26 protein-coding genes and 2 tRNA genes are annotated in these 24,510 nt (G+C 61.6%); 21 read left to right on the forward strand and 7 right to left on the reverse strand.

The features are described from left to right. The first annotated feature begins 193 nt into the window (after positions 1-193). From RHEC894_RS03010 to RHEC894_RS03025, 4 genes are all read left to right on the forward strand, one after another. The gene (locus RHEC894_RS03010) at positions 194-1,360 is read left to right on the forward strand and encodes a pyridoxal phosphate-dependent aminotransferase (RefSeq protein WP_085736077.1); all 1,167 of its coding nucleotides are present in this window, start codon (positions 194-196) and stop codon (positions 1,358-1,360) included. 193 nt (positions 1,361-1,553) lie between these two features. Continuing rightward, positions 1,554-2,588: a UDP-glucose 4-epimerase GalE gene (galE, locus tag RHEC894_RS03015; protein WP_085736079.1), complete on the forward strand. Its 1,035-nt coding sequence runs from the start codon at positions 1,554-1,556 to the stop codon at positions 2,586-2,588. 124 nt (positions 2,589-2,712) lie between these two features. After that, on the forward strand, positions 2,713-4,671 hold the full coding sequence (locus tag RHEC894_RS03020; RefSeq protein WP_085736080.1) for an EAL domain-containing protein: 1,959 nt from the start codon (positions 2,713-2,715) through the stop codon (positions 4,669-4,671). A gap of 127 nt (positions 4,672-4,798) precedes the next feature. Further along, a complete protein-coding gene (locus RHEC894_RS03025) occupies positions 4,799-5,851 on the forward strand; it encodes an enoyl-CoA hydratase/isomerase family protein (RefSeq protein WP_010068992.1) in 1,053 nt (350 codons plus the stop codon). An 11-nt stretch (positions 5,852-5,862) separates the two neighbouring features. Here the strand turns inward: RHEC894_RS03025 and RHEC894_RS03030 are convergent, their stop codons facing one another. Together RHEC894_RS03030 and RHEC894_RS03035 are read right to left on the reverse strand one after the other, a co-directional pair. Continuing rightward, on the reverse strand, positions 5,863-7,923 hold the full coding sequence (locus RHEC894_RS03030; RefSeq protein WP_085736082.1) for an ATP-dependent helicase: 2,061 nt from the start codon (positions 7,921-7,923) through the stop codon (positions 5,863-5,865). Positions 7,924-8,019: 96 nt separating this feature from the next. Continuing rightward, the gene (locus RHEC894_RS03035) at positions 8,020-8,301 is read right to left on the reverse strand and encodes a hypothetical protein (protein ID WP_085738836.1); all 282 of its coding nucleotides are present in this window, start codon (positions 8,299-8,301) and stop codon (positions 8,020-8,022) included. Between the two features lie 135 nt (positions 8,302-8,436). Between RHEC894_RS03035 and RHEC894_RS03040 the strand changes: the two genes are divergently transcribed. Continuing rightward, positions 8,437-8,697: a hypothetical protein gene (locus RHEC894_RS03040; protein ID WP_010069182.1), complete on the forward strand. Its 261-nt coding sequence runs from the start codon at positions 8,437-8,439 to the stop codon at positions 8,695-8,697. A 57-nt stretch (positions 8,698-8,754) separates the two neighbouring features. Continuing rightward, complete coding sequence (locus tag RHEC894_RS03045) at positions 8,755-9,015, forward strand: hypothetical protein (protein WP_085738837.1); 261 nt, start codon at positions 8,755-8,757, stop codon at positions 9,013-9,015. Between the two features lie 280 nt (positions 9,016-9,295). Here the strand turns inward: RHEC894_RS03045 and RHEC894_RS03050 are convergent, their stop codons facing one another. Next, on the reverse strand, positions 9,296-9,538 hold the full coding sequence (locus tag RHEC894_RS03050) for a DUF982 domain-containing protein (RefSeq protein WP_085736084.1): 243 nt from the start codon (positions 9,536-9,538) through the stop codon (positions 9,296-9,298). 250 nt (positions 9,539-9,788) lie between these two features. Here RHEC894_RS03050 and RHEC894_RS03055 point away from each other — a divergent pair, with 250 nt between their 5' ends. Then, positions 9,789-10,205 carry a hypothetical protein gene (locus tag RHEC894_RS03055; protein ID WP_010069184.1) on the forward strand — a complete coding sequence of 139 codons (417 nt, stop codon included), beginning with the start codon at positions 9,789-9,791 and terminating at the stop codon, positions 10,203-10,205. Between the two features lie 44 nt (positions 10,206-10,249). On the opposite strand, the gene RHEC894_RS03060 is transcribed toward RHEC894_RS03055, so the two are convergent. Continuing rightward, positions 10,250-10,324: transfer RNA gene (locus RHEC894_RS03060), tRNA-Thr, on the reverse strand. A 155-nt stretch (positions 10,325-10,479) separates the two neighbouring features. Between RHEC894_RS03060 and RHEC894_RS03065 the strand changes: the two genes are divergently transcribed. From RHEC894_RS03065 to RHEC894_RS03125, 13 genes are all read left to right on the forward strand, one after another. Then, on the forward strand, positions 10,480-10,674 hold the full coding sequence (locus RHEC894_RS03065; RefSeq protein WP_010069185.1) for a hypothetical protein: 195 nt from the start codon (positions 10,480-10,482) through the stop codon (positions 10,672-10,674). A gap of 91 nt (positions 10,675-10,765) precedes the next feature. Next, positions 10,766-12,058: a UDP-N-acetylglucosamine 1-carboxyvinyltransferase gene (murA, locus tag RHEC894_RS03070; RefSeq protein WP_085736085.1), complete on the forward strand. Its 1,293-nt coding sequence runs from the start codon at positions 10,766-10,768 to the stop codon at positions 12,056-12,058. A 95-nt stretch (positions 12,059-12,153) separates the two neighbouring features. Next, the gene (locus RHEC894_RS03075; RefSeq protein ID WP_085736087.1) at positions 12,154-12,585 is read left to right on the forward strand and encodes a DUF2948 family protein; all 432 of its coding nucleotides are present in this window, start codon (positions 12,154-12,156) and stop codon (positions 12,583-12,585) included. A gap of 109 nt (positions 12,586-12,694) precedes the next feature. After that, positions 12,695-13,993: a histidinol dehydrogenase gene (gene hisD, locus RHEC894_RS03080; protein WP_085736089.1), complete on the forward strand. Its 1,299-nt coding sequence runs from the start codon at positions 12,695-12,697 to the stop codon at positions 13,991-13,993. A gap of 4 nt (positions 13,994-13,997) precedes the next feature. Further along, positions 13,998-14,471, forward strand: coding sequence for a UPF0262 family protein (locus tag RHEC894_RS03085; protein WP_085736091.1), 474 nt, complete (start codon positions 13,998-14,000; stop codon positions 14,469-14,471). A 5-nt stretch (positions 14,472-14,476) separates the two neighbouring features. Continuing rightward, positions 14,477-14,953: a low molecular weight phosphatase family protein gene (locus RHEC894_RS03090; RefSeq protein ID WP_085736093.1), complete on the forward strand. Its 477-nt coding sequence runs from the start codon at positions 14,477-14,479 to the stop codon at positions 14,951-14,953. A 123-nt stretch (positions 14,954-15,076) separates the two neighbouring features. Then, complete coding sequence (gene infA / locus RHEC894_RS03095; protein WP_003545338.1) at positions 15,077-15,295, forward strand: translation initiation factor IF-1; 219 nt, start codon at positions 15,077-15,079, stop codon at positions 15,293-15,295. Between the two features lie 57 nt (positions 15,296-15,352). After that, positions 15,353-15,973, forward strand: coding sequence for a Maf-like protein (locus RHEC894_RS03100; protein ID WP_028757471.1), 621 nt, complete (start codon positions 15,353-15,355; stop codon positions 15,971-15,973). 38 nt (positions 15,974-16,011) lie between these two features. Continuing rightward, complete coding sequence (yacG, locus tag RHEC894_RS03105; RefSeq protein ID WP_085738838.1) at positions 16,012-16,224, forward strand: DNA gyrase inhibitor YacG; 213 nt, start codon at positions 16,012-16,014, stop codon at positions 16,222-16,224. Between the two features lie 281 nt (positions 16,225-16,505). Next, positions 16,506-16,581, forward strand: a tRNA-Phe gene (locus RHEC894_RS03110). 328 nt (positions 16,582-16,909) lie between these two features. Then, a complete protein-coding gene (locus RHEC894_RS33870) occupies positions 16,910-17,155 on the forward strand; it encodes a cytotoxic translational repressor of toxin-antitoxin stability system (RefSeq protein WP_085738839.1) in 246 nt (81 codons plus the stop codon). 9 nt (positions 17,156-17,164) lie between these two features. Further along, positions 17,165-17,512: a helix-turn-helix transcriptional regulator gene (locus tag RHEC894_RS03120; protein WP_085736095.1), complete on the forward strand. Its 348-nt coding sequence runs from the start codon at positions 17,165-17,167 to the stop codon at positions 17,510-17,512. Between the two features lie 343 nt (positions 17,513-17,855). Continuing rightward, on the forward strand, positions 17,856-18,833 hold the full coding sequence (locus RHEC894_RS03125; protein WP_085736096.1) for a phosphodiester glycosidase family protein: 978 nt from the start codon (positions 17,856-17,858) through the stop codon (positions 18,831-18,833). Positions 18,834-18,999: 166 nt separating this feature from the next. Here the strand turns inward: RHEC894_RS03125 and RHEC894_RS03130 are convergent, their stop codons facing one another. Then, on the reverse strand, positions 19,000-20,043 hold the full coding sequence (locus tag RHEC894_RS03130; RefSeq protein WP_010068938.1) for a saccharopine dehydrogenase NADP-binding domain-containing protein: 1,044 nt from the start codon (positions 20,041-20,043) through the stop codon (positions 19,000-19,002). Between the two features lie 104 nt (positions 20,044-20,147). On the opposite strand from RHEC894_RS03130, the gene RHEC894_RS03135 reads away from it, so the two are divergent. Continuing rightward, positions 20,148-20,744 carry a TetR/AcrR family transcriptional regulator gene (locus tag RHEC894_RS03135; protein WP_085738840.1) on the forward strand — a complete coding sequence of 199 codons (597 nt, stop codon included), beginning with the start codon at positions 20,148-20,150 and terminating at the stop codon, positions 20,742-20,744. Between the two features lie 34 nt (positions 20,745-20,778). Here RHEC894_RS03135 and RHEC894_RS03140 read toward each other — a convergent pair whose 3' ends face one another. Continuing rightward, positions 20,779-22,761, reverse strand: coding sequence for a diguanylate cyclase (locus RHEC894_RS03140; RefSeq protein WP_085736098.1), 1,983 nt, complete (start codon positions 22,759-22,761; stop codon positions 20,779-20,781). Positions 22,762-23,068: 307 nt separating this feature from the next. Next, positions 23,069-24,331, reverse strand: coding sequence for a DUF4010 domain-containing protein (locus tag RHEC894_RS03145; RefSeq protein ID WP_085736100.1), 1,263 nt, complete (start codon positions 24,329-24,331; stop codon positions 23,069-23,071). Positions 24,332-24,510: the final 179 nt, after the last annotated feature.

The following is a 24,510-nucleotide window of genomic DNA, read 5'->3' on the forward strand; positions in this document are numbered from 1 at the left end:
GAGCCCGAGGACGACGGAGGGGGGGTGGCTTTCCAGTCAAACTCGCTCACGGCGGACTGATCTGCGCCGCATTGGGGTGCTTCACCCCGCCGGCCCACCCCGGCCATCCATCACCAAAATCGATATGCCATCACTCGATATCATGGGATTTGCCGGCACAAATCTTCTATGAAGGCGGAAACCGGAGATATGCATGTCGATCGTGAAAAGCCTCAGCCCGCGCGCCATGGCGGCGCCCGAAAGCGGGATCGTCGAAGTCGTCAATTATGCCCGCGGCCGCGAAGGCCTGTTGCCGCTCTGGGTCGGTGAAGGCGATCTGCCGACGCCCGATTTCATCAGCCGGGCGGCGATGGATGCGCTTGCTTCAGGCGAGACCTTCTACACCTGGCAGCGCGGCATTCCCGAGCTTCGCCGGGCGCTTTCGGATTATTACAGCAGACATTTCGGTGTCCGGCTCCCGGTCGAGCATTTTTATGTCACCGGCTCCGGCATGCAGGCGATCCAGATATCAGTGCAGACGCTGACCTCGCCGGGTGACGAATTCGTCTATCTGACCCCCGCCTGGCCGAATATCGCCGCAGCCCTGGAGATCGCGGGCGCGCGTTCCGTCGGTGTCGAGCTGCAGTTCGAGGGCGGCAAATGGGCCATCGATCTTGACCGCATCGAAGCCGCCATCACGCCGAAGACCCGGGGCCTCTTCATCAACACGCCATCGAACCCGACCGGCTGGACGGCAACCAGGAAGGATCTGGCCGATCTCCTGGCGCTGGCCCGCAAGCATGACCTCTGGATCATGGCGGATGAAATCTACGCCCTCTATTATTTTCCCGGCGGCCGGGCGCCCTCCTTCCTCGATGTGATGGAGCCCGACGACAAGATCATCTTCGTCAATTCCTTCTCGAAGAACTGGTCGATGACCGGCTGGCGCGTCGGCTGGATCGTCGCGCCGCCCGAGATGGGCCAGGTGCTCGAAAACCTCGTGCAATATTCGACATCGGGCGTTGCCCAGTTCATGCAGAAGGGCGCCGTCGCAGCACTCGATCAGGGCGACGATTTCGTGCGCGCCAACATCGCCAAGGCGGCCCGCTCCCGCGATATTCTCTGCGATGCGCTTGTCGCCACCAACCGCGTCGAGACCCTGAAGCCGGACGGCGCGCTATACGCGTTCCTGAAGATCGACGGCGTCACCGACAGCCGCCGCGCCGCCATCGATATCGTCGACAAGACCGGCGTCGGCCTTGCTCCCGGAACCGCGTTCGGCGCCGGTGGCGAGCTCTTCCTGCGCGCCTGTTTCCTGCGTGACCCCGCCCAGGTGGCGATCGCGGCCGAGCGTCTTTGCGACTATATCCTCAAGCTCTGAGCAGCGGTCCGGCGGGTCATTTTGTGCCGGAATCGCCGGATCGATAAAAGTTGAGCAAAGCCCGAAATCGGCCTCTAACCACAAGTCCAAACATACCGGTTCAAAGGCGGCAGAACGGCCGTTCGATAACAAAATTGGAAAGAAAAACCGGGCCTGATGCCCCTGCTATAAAACAAAAGCAGGGATGCGGGACATGGCGGTTTTGGTGACGGGCGGCGCCGGATATATCGGCAGTCACATGGTTTGGGCGCTGCTCGATGCGGGCGAGGATGTGGTTGTGCTCGACTGCCTCTCCACCGGTTTTCGCTGGGCCGTGGCGCCGGCGGCGCGTTTCTATCTCGGCGACGTCGCCGATCCCGACATATTGAAGAAGATCTTCATCGAAAACGACATCGAGGCGATCATCCACTTTGCCGGCTCCGCCGTCGTCCCGGTCTCGGTCGCCGATCCGCTCTCCTATTATGACAACAACTCCGGCAAGACCCGCGCGCTGCTGAGCTCCTCGATCAAGGCCGGCATCCGCAACTTCGTCTTCTCCTCGACGGCGGCCGTCTACGGTCAGCAGAAGAGCGACCTGCCGGTGAAGGAGACGGCCGTCCTCAATCCGGAAAATCCTTACGGCCAGTCGAAGCTGATGACCGAATTCATGCTGCGCGATGCCGCCGCCGCCTATGATTTCAACTATGTCGCGCTTCGCTACTTCAACGTCGCCGGCGCCGATCCCGACCACCGTGCCGGCCAGTCGACCTCCGGCGCCACCCACCTGATCAAGGTTGCCTGCGAGGCGGCGCTCGGCCGGCGCGACAGCGTCAGCGTCTATGGTATCGATTATCCCACCCATGACGGCACCGGCGTGCGCGACTACATCCATGTCACCGACCTTGTCGAGGCCCATCTGAAAGCGCTGCAGCACCTGCGCAGGGACAAGGGTTCGCTCGTCGCCAATTGCGGTTATGGCAGCGGTTATTCCGTGCTCGACGTGCTGAACATGGTCACGCGCCTGCACGGCCATTCCTTCAAGATCCACATGGCGCCGCGCCGCGCCGGCGATTCGGCAAGTGTCGTCGCCGACGCTTCGCTCGCAAGGCAGGTGCTCGGCTGGAAGCCCCGGCACGATTCTCTGGAAACCATCGTCCAGAGCTCGCTCGATTGGGAGCTGTTCCTGGCGAACAGAAACGTCGACGATCTGCACAGCATCCACCGGGCACTCGCAGCCGCTTCCTTCTGAAGCGCTTCCGGCGAGAGCGCGCATCGGCCCGTTGACCATCCCCGTGCCTGCTGGACCTGCATGACATGACGTGAATAGGGAAAAATCGAGCATCTCTGGCCCCGGCCAACGGAAACAAGAGAAGATGAGGAACTTTCTAGCCTCGTTGAGGCTGCAAAAAGACAATCCGACTTTTCTGACGGCGCAGTTCCAGGCCCTGTCGTCGCAGATCCCCATTCTCTATGTTCTCTTGATCATCAATGCCCTTGCGGTGGCGATCACCCATCTCCAATCCGCTCCCCTCTGGCTCTCCTGTTATATTCCGGTCGGCTTGAGCATCGTCTGTATTTTCCGGCTCTGCTGGTGGGAGACCAGGGGCAAGGACATCACCGCCGAGCGGGCCTACCGGCTGATGAAGGTCACCATAGCGGGCGCCTGCATCCTGTGCGTTGCCTTCGGCGGCTGGGCGATCGCGCTCTACCGATATGGCGATGCATACCAGCAGGGCCAGATCGCCTATTTCCTGGTCGTCACCGGGATTTCCTGCATCTTCTGCCTGATGCATCTGCCGCTGGCGGCGGTGCTGACCACTGTTATCACCTTCTCGGCCATGGTCGTGACCTTCATGTTCTCGGGCAATCCGGTTTTCGTGGCGACCGCCGTCAGCGGTCTTTTCCTGATCCTGCCCTTTCTCCGGGTGATCGACAGCTATTTCCAGAACTTCGTCGGCCTCGTGCGAATGACCGAGGAGTTGAAGCAGAAGCGGGCGGAAGCCGAAGAGCTGAACCTCGTCAACAGCCGCAACGCCCTGCACGACCAGCTGACCGGCCTTGCCAACCGCCGCAGTTTCTTTCTCTCGCTGGAACAGCGGCTGCAGAAGCACCCGTCTCGGCCACCCGTCATCGGCATTCTCGATCTCGATGGCTTCAAGCCCGTCAACGATGTCTTCGGCCATGCCGCCGGCGATCTCGTGCTCAAGGAGACCGCCCGCCGTTTCAGCGCGCTGCTCGGAGAAGAGGGCATCGTCTCCCGTCTCGGCGGCGATGAATTCGGCATCATCTTCCCCTGTTCGATGACACGCCAGGCAATCGCCGATCTCGGCCAGGCGCTCTGCGCCGCCGTCCGCGATCCTTTCGAAATCCCCGATGGCTCGGTTCGCGTTTTCGGTTCCTGCGGCATCGTCTATCCCGACGCCGGCCAATACACCGCCGAAGATCTCTACGAAAAAGCCGATTTCGCCCTCTACCAGGTCAAGAGCAAGCGCAGCAGCGGCGTCGAATTCTTCTCAGGCGAGCATGAGAAGATCCTGACGCAGCGCTATCTGATCGAACTCGAGCTCCAGGCAGGCGATTTCGCCCGGGAATTGAAACTCGAATATCAGCCGATCGTCGAATTGAAGAGCGGCCGCGTCGTCGGTTACGAGGCGCTCGCCCGCTGGGACAGCGCCCGCTTCGGCCGCATCAGCCCGGCAGCCTTCATCCCGGCTGCCGAACGCACCGCCGTGATCGGCCGCATGACGCGCATCCTTTTCGCCAAGGCGCTCGAAGCGCTGGCGATCATTCCCCGCCATCTCAAGCTCTCCTTCAATCTTTCGGCCCGCGATATCTGCGACCACGAGACCTCGATGGCGCTGCTTGCCATGATCACCCGTTCCGGCATTGATCCCAGGCGCATCGAATTCGAGATCACCGAGACGGCGCTGCTCTCCGATTTCGACACCGCCGACCAGGTCATCTCGATGCTGCGCGCTGCCGGCATCTCGATCGCGCTCGACGATTTCGGCACCGGCTATTCCAGCCTCAGCCATATCCATCGCCTCGGCTTCGACAAGCTGAAGATCGACAAGGCCTTCGTGATGAATTTCGATCGCGACGCCCGTTGCATGAACATTACCCGCTCGGTCGCCAGTCTCTGCCAGAATCTCGGCATTGCCTCCGTTGCCGAAGGCGTCGAAAGCGAAGGGGTCGCCGAGGGATTGAAGGCGATCGGCGTTCGCCTGGCGCAGGGCTACCATTTCTCGCGGCCGCTGCCGCTGGAGCTTGCCATCGATTACGCCGCCCGCTGCGAAGCCGAAGCCGTCGCCCGCAATTCGCTATCGGCCTAAGCGATCGATCTTGCCTGCTGTAAATCGACTGGAGCGACGCTGCATCGTCGTCTATTCATGGTCACGAGCCTTTCCTGAGCAGAATGCTCCAATCGGATCAGCAAGGCTCCAGCAGCGGAGGCGAAGCATGCAGGACGGCGAAGTCATCATTGAACGGCAGGGCACTGCCGGCATCATCCGGCTCAACCGGCCGCGTGCGCTGAACAGCCTGACGCTGCCGATGATCCGCGCGATCGCCGAGGCGCTGCATGCCTTTGCCGGTGATCCCGAGGTGGCGAGCGTCGTCATATCGGGGGAGGGCGAACGCGGCTTCTGCGCCGGCGGCGACATCCGCGCCCTGCATGAGAGCGCGCGTACCGGCGATGGCCTGGCGGCAACCTTCTGGCGCGAAGAATTCCGCCTCAACCATCAGATCGCATCCTACCCCAAACCCTATGTCGCGCTGATGGATGGCATCACCATGGGCGGCGGCGTCGGCCTGTCGTCACACGGCCGCCACCGCATCGTCACCGAGCGCACGCGCCTCGCCATGCCGGAAACCGGCATCGGCTACGTCCCGGATATCGGCGCCACCTGGCTGCTGCCGCAGGCGCCGGGCGAGACCGGAACATGGCTCGGCCTGACGGGGCTGGATATCGGCGCGGCCGACGCGATCCATGCCGGGCTTGCCGACCGTCAGATCGCTTCGTCGCGGCTCGGCGCGGTGATCGATGCTCTGTCGGGCCTGCCACGCGGCAGTTCGTCTGATGACGTCGATACCCTGTTGCAGGGCCTTTCCGAGCTTCCGGCAGAAAGCCGGCTCAGGCAGAATGCGGCCTTGATCGATCGCGCCTTTCGTTTCGACACGGTCGAGGAAATCCTGGCAGCGCTGGCAGGCGAGGAGGGCGACTTCGCCGCCGAGACACGCCGGGTGCTGTCGACCCGTTCGCCGACCAGCCTGAAGCTTGCTTTGCGGCTGCTCCGGGCCGGCCGCCGCAGCGCCTCGCTTGCCGAATGCCTCGGCCGCGAACTCGGCGCCTGCCTGCAGATGCTGGATAATCCGGATTTCTTCGAAGGCATCCGCGCCGCCGTCATCGACAAGGACCGCAATCCGAAATGGTCGCCGGCCTCAGTCGAGGCCGTCGAGACGGCAATCGTCGAGCGCTTCCTGAAACCGGCCGAGCCGCCGCTTTCACTCTGAGATCTATCTCGTTATCGCCACATGCCGCGCATGCGGGCGCCGACATCGATGCGCACCTGCCGCGCCTGCGCTTGAGCGGCGGCGTCCGATTTCACCTGCGGCCAGCTGCAGGCTTCGAAGAACTGCAGCAGCGTCGCCGGGATGAAGCGGCTGCGTGAGGCATAGACGTGCCGGTCGCCCTGCGAATTCTGCCCATAGGTGAAGAAGCGTTGCGGCACCACCAGATCGAGACCGTCTCTCGCCCGCGTCATCGCCACATAGAGCAGCCGGCGTTCCTCCTCGATTTCGGCGGTGGCGCCGACGGCGAGATCGCTCGGAATGCAGCCGTCGACGACATTCAGCATGAAGACCCTCGTCCATTCCTGGCCCTTGGCGGAATGGATTGTCGAAAGGATGAGATAATCCTCATCGAGCAGCGGCACACCCGCCTGGTCGCTGGTCGCATCCGGCGGATCGAGGGTGAGTTCGGTGAGAAAACGCTCGCGCGAGGCATAACCGCCGGCGATCTGTTCGAGCTGCAGGAGATCGGCCTGCCGGGTGGCGGCGTCCTCATGCAGCCGCTCCAGATGCGGCGCATACCATTGCCGCGCCAGCTCGATTTCCGCCGGCCAGCCGGCCTTGCCGGATTTCATCTCCTGCAGCATGGCAACGAAATCAGTCCAGTCCTCGCCGGAGCGTGGCGGCGCCGGCATGGCGGCCAGAGCCGTTATCGGGCTCGCATCCTCGGCCATCAGGTCGAGCGCCTTCTGGGCCGTCGACGGCCCGACGCCCGGCAGAATCTGCATCAGCCGGAAGCCCGCCACCCGGTCGCGCGGGTTCTGGGCGAAACGCAGCGCAGCCAGCATGTCCTTGACATGGGCGCTGTCGAGAAACTTCAAGCCGCCGAATTTGACGAAGGGAATATTGCGCCGGGTCAGCTCGACCTCCAGCGGCCCGCTGTGATGCGAGGCGCGGAACAGCACGGCCTGCTGCTTGAGTTTCAGGCCTTCTTCGCGATTGTCGAGCACCTTGTCGGCGACGTAACGCGCCTGCTCGGCCTCGTCGCGCACCGAAACGAGGCGCGGCCGCTCCGCCGATTGCCGCTCGGTCCACAGGTTCTTGGTGAAACGCTCCGAGGCGAGATCGATGACGGCGTTGGCGGCCGTCAGGATCGGCTGCGTCGAGCGGTAGTTGCGGTCGAGCGTGACGATATTGGCGGCCGGGCTGAAGGCGGCGGGAAAATCGAGGATATTGCGCACAGTCGCCGCGCGGAAGGAATAAATCGACTGCGCATCGTCGCCGACGACGGTCAGCCCCTGGCCTTGCGGTTTCAGCGCCATCAGGATCGAGGCCTGCAGCCGGTTGGTGTCCTGATATTCGTCGACCAGCACATGGTCGAAGCGGCTGCCGATATCCTCGGCAATCACGCTCTCGCCGACCATCTGCGCCCAGTAGAGCAGCAGGTCGTCGTAATCGAGCACGTTCTGCGCCTGCTTGGCCTCGACATAACAGGCGAAAAGCTCGCGCAGCTGTTTCTCCCAGGTCGCGCACCAGGGAAAGGCGTCGCGCAGCACCTCATCGAGCGCCGTTTCCGAATTCACCGCCCTGCTATAGATGGCAAGGCAGGTGCCTTTGGCCGGAAACCGGCTTTCCGTTTTGGAGAAACCGAGATCGTGCCGGATGAGGTTCATCAGGTCGGCGCTGTCTTCGCGGTCGTGAATGGTGAAATCGGCGTCGAGGCCGATCTGCTGGGCATAATCGCGCAACAGCCGCGCGCCGATGCCGTGGAAGGTGCCCGACCAGTGAAGCGCATCGGCCATCACACCGGCATTCGCACCCAGCACATCGCGGCAGATGCGCTCGACGCGGCGCGCCATCTCGGCGGCTGCCCGGCGCGAGAAGGTCATCAGCAGGATACGGCGGGGATCGGCGCCCTTGACGATCAGATGGGCGACCCGATGCGCCAGCGTATTGGTCTTGCCGGAACCGGCGCCGGCAATGACCAGCAGCGGCCCGGCAATATGGCTGCCATCGGTGAGCGTGCCGTGCTCGACGGCCATGCGCTGCTGGGGATTGAGCTTTTCGAGGTACATCCAGCCGTCCGGTCGGGCTCCCGCAGAATCACTGGGGAAGATTAGATGTTCCTTGAATGTTCGCGATTGCCGCCTCTGTCAAGCGGCGCGACAACCTCAATCGGGGAAATCCGGGCCGACCACGCGCCGCACCAGTTTGAGGCTGCGGTCCGGCTGAAGAATATAGGTTTCCTCCACCCGTTGGCCCGTCCCGTTGTAGAATTGGTGATGGACGGCGCTGCCGATCGGCGATTTGGTGAGCTTCGTCCGCGGCTGGCCGCCATAGGTGATGCTGCCGGGAATGGGGTCCAGCGCCGGGCTGTCGGCCGAAGAGCAGCCGGCGAGCAAAACCCCGGCAAACAATGCCCCGGAAAATCGGGCGGGCAGAAACGATTTCATCATCGTCATCCCTCTTTCGACTGCATCAGATATGGAAATCGCGGCGTCTTTCGCCAAGGGCTGCCGGCTCAGCCCGCAACGAAATGCCTCGCTGCCGCGTTAACGCGGATCGACCAGTCGCGGGAGAGGTTTAAGGTGTTTGGGTTTCCGGCATTCGCGGAGCATGAGGATTCCGGCGGGGAGGGTCACGGCGGCGCGGCGACCCGCATCTCGGTCGAGAGCGCCCTGCACGCGGCCGGCGATCTCGACGCCGGGGAGATCATCGTCACCACCTCAGGCCCCTATGTCATTCTCGAGGGTTTCGTGCATCGGTGCGGCGATGTCGAGCGTGCCGTCGGGATCGCCGAGAGCATCGTCGGTCGAGCTTATGTGCGCAGTCGCCTGTTGCGGGCCTGAGGGAACCAACTGCCCTCCCGCGTGTTGAAACGCCGGATCGAAACGCTGGAGACCATCATGCGGTTGCTTCTTCGCCTCTCCACGACCTTGATATCGGTTTGCGCTGTCTTTGCCGGCTCCGCCTACGCCGCGCTCGAAACCGGCGCGAATTATTCCGCGTTGCCGAAGGACCAGATCGCCCTCAACGAATACACCGGGACGACCGCCTGCGAACCGGCGGAGCCCCATTACCTCCCCACCTTCATCCGCGCGGGCGACGGCACGATCATCGGCGTCGGTTATGTCGAGGTGGAGAGTGAGGGCGGCGGCGCTTGCTGAAAATAGTCCTGCTCAAACGAGGCTCGCCTGCGTTACCGCAGAGGTGACGAGCCTCTGACCATCATCATGATGGCTGGGCGTCTTTTATGAATACGGCTGCATCAGGCGCAACGCCCGTTGCGCCAAAATCCGGCACAGCTTCGATCCAGGGTTAAAGAAATTAAAGCAATGTCCCATTCCGGCGCGCTCCGTTTACCCGCCGGTACGCCGGAAATCCTGACCGAAAGGCCAGTTCAAAATCATAGAGCGTGTTTGCGCGTCCTGGCGGACACGCGGCGCGCTAATGCAGCTTCAGCTTCGCCTCTTCGGCGGCGGCCAGAAACTCGGCTCTCGCCTCTTCCACGCTCTTGCGCCCATCGAGCGCTGCTCGGCAGGTGCTGCGGGCCTTGATGTAACGCAGCCCGCGCGCATTCGGCCAGAAATCCGCCAGGCACTTCAACGCATCGAACGGCCCGTTGACCGTTCGCGCGTTAGCACCTTCGAAACCGACCGTCACCGGGCTGGTCCATTTTTCAGTTGCCATCGATGCTCCTCCACGATTGCCGACAGAAACAAAGTCGCAGCGCTTCCGTATTCCTCCATGGAGACGCCGCCATCAAAGGCATTCTAGCGTGATTTTTGCGGTCAACAATGGTGAATCGTTGGTTGCCGATGAGGCGAAATGTCAGCTTGCGCACGCACGCAGGCCAAGAGGAATTTTATCCATCGCAAATAAGTTGTATGGCGCCGGCCCGCCGACGCCGCTACCATGCCGGGAAAGTTGAGGGCTCGACATGGGTTTAGGTCGAAAATTGATCCAGACTGCTTTACTCTGCGGGACGTTGGCAATGCCGCCTCTCGCTCACGGCGCAGGGCTCACAGCGGAAGACGTCTTAGCGCGTATATCCATAGACGCCATCCCAAGACTGCAGCGGGAATATTTGCGGGCGACCCTGAGCCGGTACGGTCAAAGCTCGGTAATCGATCTCGGCGCCTACATCTTGGCGGAGAGGTTTGACCATTGGTATGTCGAAGGCGTGTTCGATGGAACTCCATTAGGACCTCACGCACCGATTCCAGATGAAGAATTGGTGCTAACCGGAGAACTGTTTGAACTCTGGCAGTTTTCCCCGTTCATATCCTATTATCTCGAAGTAACGGAAATTCCCGATTGCGCTAATGGCAGCGTCCTGCTTCCCACTTGTCGCTGAGGCTGGTCGGGCGCAGACGAATGATATCCATTGCCTGGGAAAACTGGTGCTGCCGAGTGGGATTGAACCACCGACCTCACCCTTACCAAGGGTGTGCTCTACCACTGAGCTACGGCAGCAGGACCAGGACCCGTGCGAGCCGGGCGGCTCAATTGCGGGAACGGGGCGGCTATTGCCACAGCTTGACGGCAAGCGCAAGCAGCAAATTCCAACTTCGCGTGGATTGGCATGCAAGGGCCTTTTGGATCGGCGCGAATTCGGCTAATCCTGTGACATGAACGACAAGACCGAAACCGGCCAGCAGAGCCGCAAAGAGGCGATCGAGGCACAGGCGAAGCTGCGCCGCGAGCGTGCCGCCGACAAGCTCAGAGAAAATCTTTCAAGACGCAAACAGCAGGTTCGCGCCCGCCGTTCCGGCCAGGCTGACGAAACAAATGGCCTGCCCGCCGCAAAAATGGACGAATCGTAATGTTCCGTCCCTCGCCAATTGAAGCGTTTTGATAAATCCCCTAAACACCTCACTCCTCTTTCAAGGCAGAACTTTCAGGAAGTAAGCGCACATGGATCGTATCAGAATTGTCGGCGGTAATGAGCTGAATGGCATCATCCCGATTTCCGGCGCCAAGAATGCCGCACTGCCGCTGATGATTGCCTCGCTTCTGACCAGCGATACGCTGACGCTGGAAAACGTGCCGCATCTGGCCGATGTCGAACTGCTGATGCGCATCCTCGGCAATCACGGCGTCGACGTCGCCGTCAACGGCCGCCGTGAGCGCCAGGAAGATTCATACGCCCGCACGATCCATTTCACCTGCCGCACCATTGTCGATACCACCGCTTCCTATGAGCTGGTCTCGAAGATGCGCGCCTCCTTCTGGGTCATCGGCCCGCTCTTGGCGCGCGAAGGCCATTGCCGCGTGTCGCTGCCGGGCGGCTGCGCCATCGGCACGCGTCCCGTCGATCTCTTCATCGAGGGCCTGACGGCGCTCGGCGCCACCATGGAGATTGACGCCGGTTACATCAACGCCAAGGCGCCGGCCGGCGGCCTGATCGGCGCGCGCTACACCTTCCCGAAAGTCTCGGTCGGCGCCACCCATGTGCTGATGATGGCGGCAACGCTTGCCCGCGGCACGACTGTCATCGGCAATGCCGCCCGCGAGCCTGAGGTCGTCGACCTTGCCAACTGCCTGAACGCCATGGGCGCCAAGATCTCCGGCGCCGGCACTGCGACCATCACCATCGAAGGCGTCACCTCGCTCTCCGGCGCCCGCCACCGCGTCCTGCCGGATCGTATCGAGACCGGCACCTATGCCATGGCGGTCGCCATGGCCGGCGGCGACGTCGTGCTCGAAAATACCGATGTGGCGCTGCTCGACACCGCACTGGAAACGCTGCGCCGCGCCGGCGCCGAGATTTCGTCGACCAACAACGGCATGCGCGTCAGGCGCAACGGCGCCGGCATCAAGCCGGTCGATATCGTCACCGATCCCTTCCCGGGCTTCCCCACCGATCTGCAGGCGCAGTTCATGGCGCTGATGACCCGCTCTTCGGGCATCTCGCATGTTACCGAGACCATCTTCGAAAACCGCTTCATGCATGTGCAGGAGCTTGCCCGCCTCGGCGCCAGGATCACGCTCTCCGGCCAGACGGCGAAGATCGAAGGTGTCCAGCGCCTGCGCGGCGCCCCCGTCATGGCGACCGATCTGCGCGCCTCCGTTTCGCTTGTTATCGCCGGCCTTGCCGCCGAGGGCGAAACCACGGTCTCGCGCGTCTATCACCTCGATCGCGGTTTCGAGCGGCTCGAGGAGAAGCTGACCCGCTGCGGCGCCATCGTCGAGCGCATCAGCGAGTAAGCACCGTTCATCGCGGTTGCGTAATTGATCGCAGCATCTTATTTCCCTTGTCTGACGCATCGCCATTCCGGCGGTGGCTGCCGGGGTAAGACTGAATGACCGATCTGAAGCTCGTAGCGCTCGATGACGAGGACCTTGCGGTCATTTCCGCGCATATGCAGGACAGCGTCTTCAAGGTCGGCGATATCGACTGGTCGCCGCGCGACGCGCAGTTCGCCCTTGCCGTCAATCGTTTCGTCTGGGAAGGTGCCGAGCGCAAGCGCAAGGGTTTCGAGCGCCGCCGGGCTGCTCTGGTCTTCAAGCGCGTGCTGGCCGTGCGGTCGCTCGGCATCGATCGTGGCAAACGCGACGAGGTGCTGTCATTGCTGGCGCTGCGTTTCGAGCGGAAAGGCGAGGGGCCGGATGGCACGATCGAGCTGTCTCTGTCCGGCACCGCCTCGATCGCGCTCGATGTCGAATGCATCGAGGTGCAGCTCGCCGATATCGGCGGTGCCTGGGAGGCTTCCTCCAAGCCTCGTCACCTCTAGTGCATGTCGCCCGGAAGTGTGCAGCGGTTCCGGGATAACGACATGCATAAGAGTGCTTAACGCCTGAAGTTTGAATATTGCGGTTTCGAGTTAAGAAGGAATATCGGCCTTGGCAATCTGGCTGGATCAGGCATCGGAAGGTTTCGAGCAGCATTTCGCTGCCTTTCTGACGACGAAGCGCGAAGTTTCCGAGGATGTGAACGCCACCGTTCGCGCCATCATCGATGATGTCAGGGCCCGCGGTGATGTGGCGCTGGCCGAATATTCGCTGAAATTCGACGGCATCGATTTCGCCAAAGTCCCGATGCGCGTCACGCCGGAAGAGATCGACGCGGCGATCGAGGCGGTGCCTGCCGAAGTGCTGGGCGCGCTGAAGCTTGCCGCACTGCGCATCGAATCCCATCATCGCCGGCAGTTGCCGAAGGATGATATTTACGAGGATGATCTCGGCGTCGGTCTCGGTTCGCGCTGGACGGCGATCGAAGCTGTCGGCCTCTATGTGCCGGGCGGCACCGCAAGTTATCCAAGCTCGGTGCTGATGAATGCCGTGCCGGCCAAGGTTGCCGGCGTCGAGCGCATCGTCATTGCGGTCCCCGCCACCGGCGGCGCCGTCAATCCGGCGGTGCTGGCTGCCGCCAAGCTTGTCGGCGTTACTGAGATCTACCGTGTCGGCGGCGCCCAGGCGATCGCCGCTCTTGCCTATGGCACCGAGACGATCGCCCCGGTCGCCAAGATCACCGGCCCCGGCAATGCCTATGTCGCTGCCGCCAAGCGCCACGTCTTCGGCACCGTCGGCATCGATATGATCGCCGGTCCCTCCGAAGTGCTTGTGATCGCCGATAAGGACAACAATCCCGATTGGATCGCCGCCGACCTCCTGGCGCAGGCCGAGCACGATGTCAGCGCCCAGGCGATCCTGATCACCGACGATGCCGAATTCGGCAAGGCGGTGGAACAGGCGGTCGAACGCCAGCTGAAAACGCTCAATCGCGCCGAGACGGCGGCGGCAAGCTGGCGCGATTTCGGCGCAGTCATCCTCGTTGCCGATCTGAAACAGGCCATACCGCTCGCCAACCGCATCGCTGCCGAGCATCTGGAGCTTGCGCTCGCCGATCCGGATCGGCTGCTCGACGGCATCCGCAATGCCGGTGCGATCTTCATCGGCGCTCATACGCCCGAGGTGATCGGCGATTATGTCGGCGGTTCGAACCACGTGCTGCCGACGGCACGGTCGGCGCGCTTCTCATCCGGTCTTTCGGTGCTCGATTTCGTCAAGCGTACCTCGATCCTGCGCCTCGGCCCGCAGCAGCTCCGCACCCTCGGCCCGGCGGCAATTGCCCTTGCCGTCTCCGAAGGCCTCGATGCCCATGCGCGATCGGTCGCGATCCGCCTCAACCTCGAAAGGTGAGGGCATGGCGAAGGGCGATTTCCGGCTCTGCGACGTCGTCCTGGACGATACGATCGGCCGTTCGACGCCCGATGTCGAGCATGAACGCGCCGTCGCCATCTTCGATCTGATCGAGGAGAACAGCTTTGCGCCGCTCGGCCATGCCGGCGGGCCTTACCGGCTGAACATCTCGCTGGTCGATTCGAAGCTGGTCTTTGCCATCACCACCGAAGAGGGCGGCGCGGTCGCCACCCATATCCTGTCGCTCACGCCCTTCCGGCGGATCGTCAAGGATTACTTCATGATCTGCGAGAGCTATTATGAAGCGATCCGTTCGGCCACACCGAGCCGCATCGAGGCGATCGACATGGGCCGTCGCGGCATCCACAATGAAGGTTCGCAGACGCTGAAGGACAGGCTGGCCGGCAAGATAGAGGTCGATTTCGACACCGCCCGGCGGCTGTTCACCCTGGTCTGCGTGCTCTACTGGCGCGGGTGACGGCCATGGATCTCGGCGCCGACATCCACGAGGGAAAGCGGCCGGGCGCCATCCTCTTCATGTGCGGAATGAATGCCATCCGCTCGCCGATGGCCGAAGCGATCGCCCGCAGCATGCTGCCTGCCAATACCTATATCCGTTCGGCCGGCGTTCGCGCCGGCGAGCGCGACCCCTTCGTCGATGTGGTGCTCGATGAGATCGGGCTTTCCCTCGGGCGCCGCCTGCCGCAGACGCTGGAAGAACTCGAGGACGATTATTTCGATCTGATCATCACGCTGTCGCCGCAGGCCCATCATGCCGCCCTCGAGCTGACCCGCTCGAATGCGATCGATGTCGTCTACTGGCCGACGATGGATCCGACGGTCGTCAGCGGCACGCGCGAGCAGATTTTGGAAAGCTACCGCGAGGTCCGCGATCACCTGACCGGCCTCATCGAAAGCCGGCTGCTCAAACGAAATGGCATTGCCGCGCAATCGGCATGAAAACAAATGAAGGAAAGCCCGATCAACAAGGTTCACAAACCTGCGTTGATTGTGTAGTTTCCGCGCAAATTTTAAAGGCGCGCGCTGCGCTGCCTCTTCAACCCACAGGAAGAAAACACCTATATGCCTAAAGAAGAAGTCCTCGAATTCCCGGGTATCGTCACCGAACTTCTGCCGAATGCGACGTTCCGCGTGAAGCTCGAAAACGAACACGAGATCATCGCCCATACCGCCGGCCGCATGCGCAAGAACCGCATCCGCGTTCTCGCCGGCGACAAGGTGCTGGTGGAAATGACGCCCTATGACCTGACCAAGGGCCGCATCACCTACCGTTTCAAGTAAGCTTGCCCGAAGGTCCTGCAAGGGCTTTTGCTCCCGTCTGCCGATGGTCGAGGTTCCATGACGCTGAAATACAAGCTCATTCTGGCCTCGGGCTCGCCCCGTCGCGTCGACCTGCTCAATCAGGCCGGCATCGAGCCGTCGCGGCTGATGCCGATGGATATCGACGAGGCGCCGAAGAAGTCGGAGCATCCGCGTTCGCTCGCCCGCAGGCTTTCGGCTGAGAAGGCCGAAGCTGCCCTTGCGGCCATCAAGGGCGATATCACCTGGAAGGGCAGCTATATCCTGTCTGCCGATACGGTGGTGGCCGTTGGCCGGCGCATTCTCGGCAAGGCCGAGTTCGCCGACGAGGCCTTGAGCTCGCTGCATCTGCTGTCCGGGCGCAACCATATGGTCTACACCGGCGTTTGCCTGGTGACGCCGGATCGCAAGATCCGCCAGAAGATCGTCGAGACCAAGGTCCGCTTCAAGCGGCTGTCCGGCTTCGAGATCGAGAACTACCTGGCCTCGGGCCAGTGGCGCGGCAAAGCAGGCGCTTACGGCATCCAGGGCCTTGCCGGCACCTTCGTGCAGAAGATGGTGGGCTCCTACACCAATGTCGTCGGCCTGCCGCTTTATGAAACCATTCTGCTTCTGACCGGCGAAGGCTTCGATGTGCATAGCCGGTGGCCCGAGGGCTGAGCCCCGAAGGCCAATGCCTGAATGAGGACGGACCGATCATGCCCGAAGACAAGAAAGCCGCTGCCAAGGTCGAGCCGCTGCGCAAGACGCGCCCTTGCCCCGAATGCGGCAAACCCTCGCACCGCGAACATTACCCCTTCTGTTCCAACCGCTGCCGCGAGGTCGACCTCTCCCGCTGGCTGACCGGCGCCTATGCCATTCCGGTGGCCGAGGATGAGACCAAGGCCGATTATCCGGATGAGGAAAACTAGAGCATGTCGCGCAAAAGTGTGCAGCGGTTTTGCGGCAACGACATGCGGAAAACAAAGACCTAAAGCGCGAAGAGCGAATCTGAAAGATCGCGACGCGCTTTAGATATTCCACCGGCGAAGCTCTTATTTTTCCTCATGAATCCGCAAAATCGGCAAGACCGTCAAAAAAGAGTCATTTGACGCTTGCCATGGCCGAACAAGATGCTATAACCCCGCTCGCTTCCGGGGCGAACCAAGGCCCCGCGGTTCTTTTTCCAAAGGGAACCATCGGAAGCAGGTTAGCCCAGGTAGCTCAGTTGGTAGAGCAGCGGATTGAAAATCCGCGTGTCACTGGTTCGATTCCGGTCCTGGGCACCATCGCCATCTGCATAGTATCTGCTGCATTTTTCAAGATCGTGCGCCTTCATCAAATACCCGGGTTTTAAAAGTTTTTCACGCGGGTTTGACAATTTTCGTTTTTCGTTTGTTCAGCTCGGCCTCGAAATCAGCCATCGCGACGGCCGCTTGTTTCGACCTGTCTGCACGCCTCGAATAGTACTTGACGGTCTCGATTCGCGGTTTCTGCCCCAGCCGTCCGCTGGCGGCACCCCTGAAATCAAACGATGGCTCTCAATGCTGCTTTCTGATGGATATCGCCATTGGCAATATTCGTTGCGAAACAAATCGCCAAAGGCTATATTCCATTATGAAAAAGATCGCGTACAGCAAAGCTGCCGTGAAGGCACTCCGCAAAATGCAGCAGAAGCGCGCGGCCGCGATCGTAGCCAAGGTAGAAGCCTTCGCCAATGGCGAGACAGTCGACCTCAAGAAGCTGCAAGGCAGCGAATTTTTTCGCATTCGCGTTGGGCAGGACCGGGTCATCATAGACGACCAGACTATGCAGGTCTTGGTCGTCAAAGCTGGCCCACGTGGCGATGTTTATAACGAATAGGAGACCACCATGGGTGAAATCCAGAAACTAACCATCGACGGCAAGGGATACGTGCTGCTTTCCGAAGATGATTATCAGGACCTTGTCGATATCAGCGACGCGCGCGCAGCAAAGGCGCGCATCGACGATGGCGAAGAAACCTGGCCTCAAGACGTCGTCGAGGCGCTGATCGCCGGTGAAGATCCTGTCCGCGTGTTCCGTAAGCATCGCGGCATCAGCATCAAGGAACTGGCTGAAAAGGCCGGGCTCTCGCAGCCTTATCTTTCCGAAATCGAGACTGGAAAGAAAGAGGGCTCCCTAGATGCTCTAAAGGCGATCGCTCGTACGCTGGAAGTCGACCTTGACGATCTGGCTTGATGTAATATGCGCATCCGCGTCTTGGCGGGGAACTGTTCAGCTCATGGCTCCTCAATAAGATGGCGAGAAGTAGAAGAAACAAAGACCTGATATTTTTGCAGCCATGACGCCGTGCGCGGCTGTTCGGCAGGCGATCGTCTGGAGCTCAACGCTAACGTCATGCAGCAAACCGGGTGGGCTTCGGTTGACGGCTTTCCCTCACAGGCCGCGGAAGCCGTGAAAGCAGGACGCGGCGTTCGGTAAATATCGTTGTCGTAGAAAAGCCCCACTCGAAATTGCATCTGCGCAGGGCGAACGCTTCGCGCGCTACCGAACCTACCTATTTGCTTATAGAGAGTTTTTGATGTCAGTAACTCGCAAGCTCCTATTCGGGCTGACTGCCGCTTTGGTTGTTATGATTGTTGTCGGCGCCGGTTGGCTCTGGCAGGTCGCGGGCGCCTATGGGTTCAACACCGTATTGCGCCGTGGCGGAACCTACTGGATCACCGTGAAGCCTGACGATGAGCGCCTATCGGCCTCCATGCAACTGGCGTTGAAGAGCCCAGTCCCGGCCGTGCAGCCGGGGTCGCTGGTCTGGCAAGAACCTGAGATTGGCTTCGAGGTGGCGGAGCTGCCGGTGCTTGCCGATGGTCGCGAAGTCGACCGGATTTTCCTCAGCAGGATTGATCCCATGCGCTTCCGCTTCGTCGTCCATAACGCGTCACAGGGTGATAAGGGCATTGACGAATGGGAGCATGCCTTGCCCAAGGCCGTGCTGATCGTCAACGGCAGCTACTACGACATGCATGGCCGGCCCGACACGCCCTTTATCAGTGAGGGTGTCGCGATGGGACCCCGGCAGTATGATGCGAAGGCCGGCGCCTTCTTTGCGGATGCTGCCTCTGCCGACATCCGTGACCTGACCCATCAAGATTGGGGAAGTGCCCTTGCCGGGGCGACGAATGCGATGGTTTCCTATCCGCTCCTGATCGGCGACGATGGCCAGACCCATGTGAATGTGAAAAGCCGCTGGCTGGCCAATCGAACCTTTGTCGCCAAGGACGGCTCAGGCCGCATCTTGATCGGCACGACGAAGGAGGCGTTCTTTTCTCTCGATCGGTTGGCGGAATTTCTCAAGGCGTCGCCACTGGATCTCAAAGTAGCGCTTAACCTCGACGGCGGCCCCCTCGCGCACCGCAGCGTCCGGCTGAACGGGTATAGCCAGAAATTTTATGCGCGATGGGAAGCACAGGTCGAGGATGACAATGTCAAACTGCTGCGTTGGCCGGTTCTTCAGGCCAATTGGGCCATGCCGATGGTTCTGACGGTCGAGCGGAGATAGTTTGCGGTCAAAGCCGCAAGCCGGATACTTGTCGTCTTCGCCCGGCCGCTGAGATCTCTATCGGTACGCGTTCCCGGCTTGTCGGGATCCAGCATCCGGGCCAGTTCTGCGATGGTCAGATCGGTCGGTTGCTGCCCCCTCAGTATCTGAAGTCTCGGATTTATAGTTACATTTCTGCGATCTCGACCGACAGGTGCGGGGCGAGCGCCCGCAGGAAACTTTCCGCATCGAAAATCGCAGCCGGTGGCTTTGCGCCAGTATCGCGAATGTCCCCCGCCAGGACGCGCTGGACCGCTTCGCAGATAATCGGCGCCGTGACGGCGTAGATGTCCTGTCCTTGGACGACGATCCGGCGACGCACGTCGCCTTGCGAGACAATCACTTCCACGGCAAAACGCTGCGCCGAGCGCCCGGTTTCGTCGACAGGCTGCGGTGGCGGGGTCGACGGGTCGCGAACATCCCGCAGGGCCGTTGTGCCAAGAAAACTGTGCAATTCCTTTGTCTGGATGCGACGAGCGATCAGCGGTACTTCCGAAAAGGAAAGTTCGACGAATGTTTGCCGGCCGAATGGTTCCGGCAACGTGGATACGCGTTCGGCAGGCGGTTGGCGTACCGGCTCAAGCTGCCCGCCGTTGACGGCCAGGCGCCGCGCTGTGTTTTTCTCTCCGGTCACGCGCGTCCCTTTTGTCGGCAGCCAACTGTCGAGCGCAACGAAGACCTCGATCGCGTCGGCATCATCCCAATCATCCATGGCAACTGCGACCAGCAGGTCGGCCAGTCCGCCGTAAAATCCCATCGCCGGGATGACGGCCACGCCCGCTTTTCCGGCGGCAGCCTCGTGACGCTCCAACGTCGCCTGTACGCTCGGCTGCTCGGCTGTTACGTCGAGATAATGGATGCCCGCCCGCAACGCGGCACGCACCACCGCGTCGGCCGTGTCCATGAACGGCCCAGCGCAGTTTATCACCGCCGCCGCCCCGGCGAGCGCCCTGTCCAGAGCCGCGTCATCCTCCACCGCAGCTTCACGGCATTCGACGCCGTGTTCCGGAAAGCCCGCCTCCGCCAGCCGCTTGGCACTCCGTCCAATCGCGATAGGTTGCAACCCGCGCCGCAAGAGTTCGGCAACGACAAAACGCCCAGTATGGCCATTTGCGCCCAGGACCGCTACGGCCCGAGATGTCGTGGTGTCAGTTGCTTCATCGATGGTCATTGCTCTTCCCTTCGCTACAGACCTGTCTGTAGTCAATAAAACATACAGGTCTGTAGCGTGTCAATCGGCTTTCTGCTATGGTGGCGGAATTCGGAGATATCGACATGCCAAAAAGCACAGCCAACGCCCCTGCCACCGGCGCCAACGAGGTCCGCGACAGGATTCTCGAAACGGCATCGGAGCTCTTTTACCGACGCGGGGTGCGCGCCGTCGGCGTCGATCTTGTGGTGGAAAAGTCAGGCGTCGCCAAAACCAGCCTCTACCGCCATTTCGGCACCAAGGACGACCTGATCGCGGCCTTTCTCAAGCGTGAAGACCTGGATTTCTGGAGCACCTGGGACCGGGTGACGGAGCAGTACCCGGACGATGCCGCGGCCGAACTCGACGCCCATTTCGAATGGATCGGCGAAAGGGTCGGGCGGGAAAATTACCGCGGCTGCCCGCAAATCAATACAGCCGCCGAGTTCCCCGAACCCGATCACCCTGCACGCAAGGTCGCACAGACCCACATGCGTGAGATGAGGCGGCGCCTGAAGACCATAGCCGAGGGACTGGCGGTTGCAGCGCCCGACAGGCTCGCCGGCCAACTGGCGGTGCTGATCAACGGCGCCTTTGTCAGCATGCAGGTCTTTGAACCGGGCGAGGCGACCGGATTGCTCCGCGATGCTGCCCATGCGCTGATCGCCGCCAGCCGCAGTTGATCAGAGTTGCTTGCCTCTCGGCTGTCGCCTGTCGTCAGGCGCCGATCTGCTGTATCTCAGTATCGGCAGAAGGCTCGGCGATGACGGCTTGATTCCGGCCTCGCTGCTTGGCGCGATAAAGCGCGCGATCGGCTTCGAGCAACAGCGCCTCCGGAGAGATATTTTGATCGGGTGTCGCCAGCGCAATGCCGACGCTGATCGTCACGTGCCCGAAAGGCGATCCCTCATGCGTCAGCTTGACGGCCGCCATTGCCGAACAGAGGGCCTGTCCGATGATGGGCGCGTTGCTGGCTGAAGCGACCCGCGCAATGATGGCGAATTCCTCTCCGCCGTAACGGGCAACGAGGTCTTGTTTGCTGCGCGTATTGCGCTCCAGCACCCCGGCGATCTCCTTCAGGCAGGCATCTCCGGCCGGATGGCCGTATCGGTCGTTGTAGCCTTTGAACCAGTCGGCATCCACCATGGCAAGCATCAGCAGCTCCTGACCCTGCCCAAGCCCGGTGAGCTCGCTGGCGAGAACCTCGTCGAAGCGACGCCGGTTGGCCACACCCGTCATTTCGTCCGTCTGGCTGATCGTCAGGAGCCTCTGATTGAGCCGCTCCAGCTCGGACGTCCGATCCCGTATCTTCCCCTCAAGCGCTTCATGGGCCGCGTGAACGCGCGCGGCCATCGACGCAAAATCGCGGGCAAGCTCGCCGATCTCGTCATCGGAATGCGTGGGCAGGGCGTCGTTGGCAACGGTCACGCCGGAACGGCCGACCAGCTGCGTGGCGTGGATCAATCGCACCAGCGGTTCGGCGACCTGCTTTTGCAGGATCGAACGGAGGATGAAAAGTTCGACGAACAGAGTGAGCAGCCCGACCGCGATGACGATCCCGAGATTGGTGAGGATGGCGGATCGCATCAGAGATTTCGGATAGTGGACGGCGAGCATCCAAGGCGTATCCGGGATCCGGCCGACGGCGGTAATTTCGCCGGCGCTGTCGATGAGCGACACCGAACCCGCTTCGATCGACTGGCTTGCCTTCAGCAGAGGCTGGTAGTCGGCGATTTCAAGCGAGGAAATCGAGGCTTCGCCGGCGCTGGCGGTGATCTTGTCGGCATATTTGCCGTCGAAGATCAGTGTGCCCTGAGCATCGGCGGCAAAAATCGTCGCCCGCGCGCCCGGCAGTGTCGGGCTGGCGGTTCGTTTCATCAGATCGTCGAGCAGCACGTCGACACAAGCCATGATGCGATGTTTGCCCGAAGCATCAGGCGCATCGGGCGTCGCAATCGTCGTCATCCACGCATTGTTGGAAGGATCCCAGTAGATGCGGGTGAAGAAAGTATCGTTCTGCGGCCCGCCGAACCCGCGGGAGTAAAATTCGAAGGTCTCGAGTTTCAGCGCATCCGGGCCTTCATATTGGAAAACCTTGGCGATGTCGGCAGCCTGATAGATGGGGAAACCTTTCTCCGGCACCACGCCGTAGAAATTGAAGAGGCGGCCCTTGGCGGCGGAACCGAATTGGTAAGAAAGCAGATAGGACAACGCAAAGCGTGTCTTCACATCCTCATCCGGTGTCACGTCAGGCGCGTAAGTCGCCGACATGCCGGGAAATCTGCGCCCATCCGGCAACGGCGCGCCTTCGAACAATCCCGGGCGCTGGGTGTAGGATCCATCCTCATGGCGATAGAAAATATGGTCGAAATCGAGTGCCAATGATTGCCGGGCTTCCGGGATCGCGTAGATCCGGTCGAACTCGGCCAGGAAATTCTTTTCGAGATCCTTCACCTCACGGAATGGCAGAGACTCGCGCTGCAAGGCCTGTTCGGTCGAAAGCGAGAGCTGCTTGCGCACCGACTGCTCAAGGGCTGCATGATTGATGAAATAGGACACGCCGCCCGCACAGGCGCAGACCAGTGCGATGCGCAGCGCCGCCAGCCGCAATGCCCGCGACGCCAGCGTCTGGCGCGTTTTCCGCTTCACCTTCAGTCTGAAGACGATCTTCAACAACGCGCTCAGACTGCTCGATGTCATGCATTTACCTCAGTCGCTGGAAACAAGCCTGTCCGGCCGCCCTCGAGGGCAGCATCAGGACATCGTGCATGGAGGGGCATCGCGGGAAAGCGCCACAATTCATTCGTGACGTGACGAGTTCAGCGGCAGCGGCGAAACTCATTCAGCGCATCGAGACATTGCGCGATGGGCTGGAGCGATTAAGTCAGTCTACAAGTTAACAAAGAATGCTTTTGCCGAAGCGCTGCCGATATTGCCTGCGCAACTTGGATAGAATGTGAGAAAATCGGATCAAACGATTGCTCCGTCGGCCGTGCGGCCTGGCTGTTCACGTCAGGAACAGGCCGGCGGCGCCGGCAAGGATCGCTATGCCGGTTGTGATGGCCAGCCGAACCGAATAGCCGCGGCTTCCGGCACTGGCTGCAAGACCGGTTTTCGCCAGAAGATTGGCGCAGGCCGCGACCGCTATCGCCTGCGCGGCCGCATCCGCTGGCACGGCCGGCGACGACAGCTTCGTGATCGAGAGAGTTATCGCATCGAGATCACCCAGTCCCGTGATGAAGGCGACCGCGATCAGCGACTGCGTGCCAAAGACGGCCAACGTCGCCCGCGTCACGATGGTCACGGCGGCAAGCAGAAGTGCAAAGCGGAAGACGACCATCACCTCAAGCGGGTTTCGCGGTGCAAAATCGGAACCGCCATCGGAGCGCCGCGCCAATCCGGCAAGGCCGCCGCCCGCCGCAAGGATCGCGGCCGCCGGGCCGAGTGATGCGGCGAGCTCCATCAGCACATCGGGCGCGATGACGCCGCAGATCAAAAGCACGCGGGTGAGCGACACGGCTCCCGCCAGCATCGCTCCGGCCGAAAGCAGCGGTGAGAGGGCGGGCATCTCAACCGACTGGCGGGCAAAGGAAAGCGTCAGGGCGGTTGAGGACACGGTGCCGCCGCAGGCGCCCGTCAGCAATATTCCGGCCCTGGCGTCGCTGAGCCTGATCATCACGTAACCGGCAAACGAGACGGCCGCCACGAGGACGGTCAGCATCCAGAGTTCGAAGGGATTGATCATTTCCCAGGCATCGACCGTCTCATTGGGAAGAATTGGAAGAATGACGACCGTCATCGTCAGCAGGATCAGCGCCGCCCGCAACTCAAGCCAGGTCAGTTTCCGCAGAAAGCCATGCAGCGGTTCCCGCGCCGCCAGAAGCGCCGTCACCGCCACGGCACCCGCCGCCGTCGCCGTCATATCGGCAACCACGGCGCCGAAGCCGAGCGCGAAGACGGTTATCGCAGCAACGGCGCCGGTTGCGCTGTAATCCTCCTCGCGTTCGGCCTGCATCCGGCTGAAGCTGAGGATGGTGATGCAGAAAAACGCAAAGATGGCCGTCGGCAGGATCGATCCCGTGACCGGCTGCAGGAAACCGCAAAAGCCGCCGAGGAAGCTCGACAGGCCATAGGTGCGGATGCCCGCCACTCTCTTGCCCGGCGCTGCCTCGCGGTCCTGCCATCCACGCTCGATGCCGACGAGGATGCCGATCGCGAGCGCGAGGCTGAGGCGTTGGAATGCGTCCGTCATCACCAATGAAGTCATCATCGAATCTTAGCAACACGCAGCGCGAATGCTTGAATCCCCGACCCTCGAACTGCCGGCCATTCGACCGTGCGCGAGGGCAATTTCTGCCGGCCCTATTCGGACGGACGGATCGTCACGGAAACCCTGCCACCGTCTTTCGACGTGCTTTCCATCTGATGCCAGCGATCTGGCTCGCCCAT

Source organism: Rhizobium sp. CIAT894, assembly GCF_000172795.2.
Classification (GTDB): Bacteria; Pseudomonadota; Alphaproteobacteria; order Rhizobiales; family Rhizobiaceae; genus Rhizobium.

What these genes read in the sequence shown, in the direction of transcription:
- RHEC894_RS03045 (WP_085738837.1), top strand. Translation starts at nt 8,755, where the DNA reads ATGCGGTTGCTTCTTCGCCTCTCCACGACCTTGATATCGGTTTGCGCT.
- RHEC894_RS03030 (WP_085736082.1), bottom strand. Translation starts at nt 7,923, where the DNA reads ATGTACCTCGAAAAGCTCAATCCCCAGCAGCGCATGGCCGTCGAGCAC.
- RHEC894_RS03090 (WP_085736093.1), top strand. Translation starts at nt 14,477, where the DNA reads ATGGATCTCGGCGCCGACATCCACGAGGGAAAGCGGCCGGGCGCCATC.
- RHEC894_RS03035 (WP_085738836.1), bottom strand. Translation starts at nt 8,301, where the DNA reads ATGAAATCGTTTCTGCCCGCCCGATTTTCCGGGGCATTGTTTGCCGGG.
- RHEC894_RS03140 (WP_085736098.1), bottom strand. Translation starts at nt 22,761, where the DNA reads ATGACATCGAGCAGTCTGAGCGCGTTGTTGAAGATCGTCTTCAGACTG.
- RHEC894_RS03145 (WP_085736100.1), bottom strand. Translation starts at nt 24,331, where the DNA reads ATGATGACTTCATTGGTGATGACGGACGCATTCCAACGCCTCAGCCTC.
- RHEC894_RS03100 (WP_028757471.1), top strand. Translation starts at nt 15,353, where the DNA reads ATGACGCTGAAATACAAGCTCATTCTGGCCTCGGGCTCGCCCCGTCGC.
- RHEC894_RS03010 (WP_085736077.1), top strand. Translation starts at nt 194, where the DNA reads ATGTCGATCGTGAAAAGCCTCAGCCCGCGCGCCATGGCGGCGCCCGAA.
- galE (WP_085736079.1), top strand. Translation starts at nt 1,554, where the DNA reads ATGGCGGTTTTGGTGACGGGCGGCGCCGGATATATCGGCAGTCACATG.
- RHEC894_RS03055 (WP_010069184.1), top strand. Translation starts at nt 9,789, where the DNA reads ATGGGTTTAGGTCGAAAATTGATCCAGACTGCTTTACTCTGCGGGACG.
- RHEC894_RS03135 (WP_085738840.1), top strand. Translation starts at nt 20,148, where the DNA reads ATGCCAAAAAGCACAGCCAACGCCCCTGCCACCGGCGCCAACGAGGTC.
- RHEC894_RS03065 (WP_010069185.1), top strand. Translation starts at nt 10,480, where the DNA reads ATGAACGACAAGACCGAAACCGGCCAGCAGAGCCGCAAAGAGGCGATC.
- yacG (WP_085738838.1), top strand. Translation starts at nt 16,012, where the DNA reads ATGCCCGAAGACAAGAAAGCCGCTGCCAAGGTCGAGCCGCTGCGCAAG.
- murA (WP_085736085.1), top strand. Translation starts at nt 10,766, where the DNA reads ATGGATCGTATCAGAATTGTCGGCGGTAATGAGCTGAATGGCATCATC.
- RHEC894_RS03085 (WP_085736091.1), top strand. Translation starts at nt 13,998, where the DNA reads ATGGCGAAGGGCGATTTCCGGCTCTGCGACGTCGTCCTGGACGATACG.
- RHEC894_RS03120 (WP_085736095.1), top strand. Translation starts at nt 17,165, where the DNA reads ATGGGTGAAATCCAGAAACTAACCATCGACGGCAAGGGATACGTGCTG.
- RHEC894_RS03050 (WP_085736084.1), bottom strand. Translation starts at nt 9,538, where the DNA reads ATGGCAACTGAAAAATGGACCAGCCCGGTGACGGTCGGTTTCGAAGGT.
- RHEC894_RS03025 (WP_010068992.1), top strand. Translation starts at nt 4,799, where the DNA reads ATGCAGGACGGCGAAGTCATCATTGAACGGCAGGGCACTGCCGGCATC.
- RHEC894_RS03130 (WP_010068938.1), bottom strand. Translation starts at nt 20,043, where the DNA reads ATGACCATCGATGAAGCAACTGACACCACGACATCTCGGGCCGTAGCG.
- infA (WP_003545338.1), top strand. Translation starts at nt 15,077, where the DNA reads ATGCCTAAAGAAGAAGTCCTCGAATTCCCGGGTATCGTCACCGAACTT.
- RHEC894_RS03125 (WP_085736096.1), top strand. Translation starts at nt 17,856, where the DNA reads ATGTCAGTAACTCGCAAGCTCCTATTCGGGCTGACTGCCGCTTTGGTT.
- RHEC894_RS03020 (WP_085736080.1), top strand. Translation starts at nt 2,713, where the DNA reads ATGAGGAACTTTCTAGCCTCGTTGAGGCTGCAAAAAGACAATCCGACT.
- RHEC894_RS03075 (WP_085736087.1), top strand. Translation starts at nt 12,154, where the DNA reads ATGACCGATCTGAAGCTCGTAGCGCTCGATGACGAGGACCTTGCGGTC.
- RHEC894_RS33870 (WP_085738839.1), top strand. Translation starts at nt 16,910, where the DNA reads ATGAAAAAGATCGCGTACAGCAAAGCTGCCGTGAAGGCACTCCGCAAA.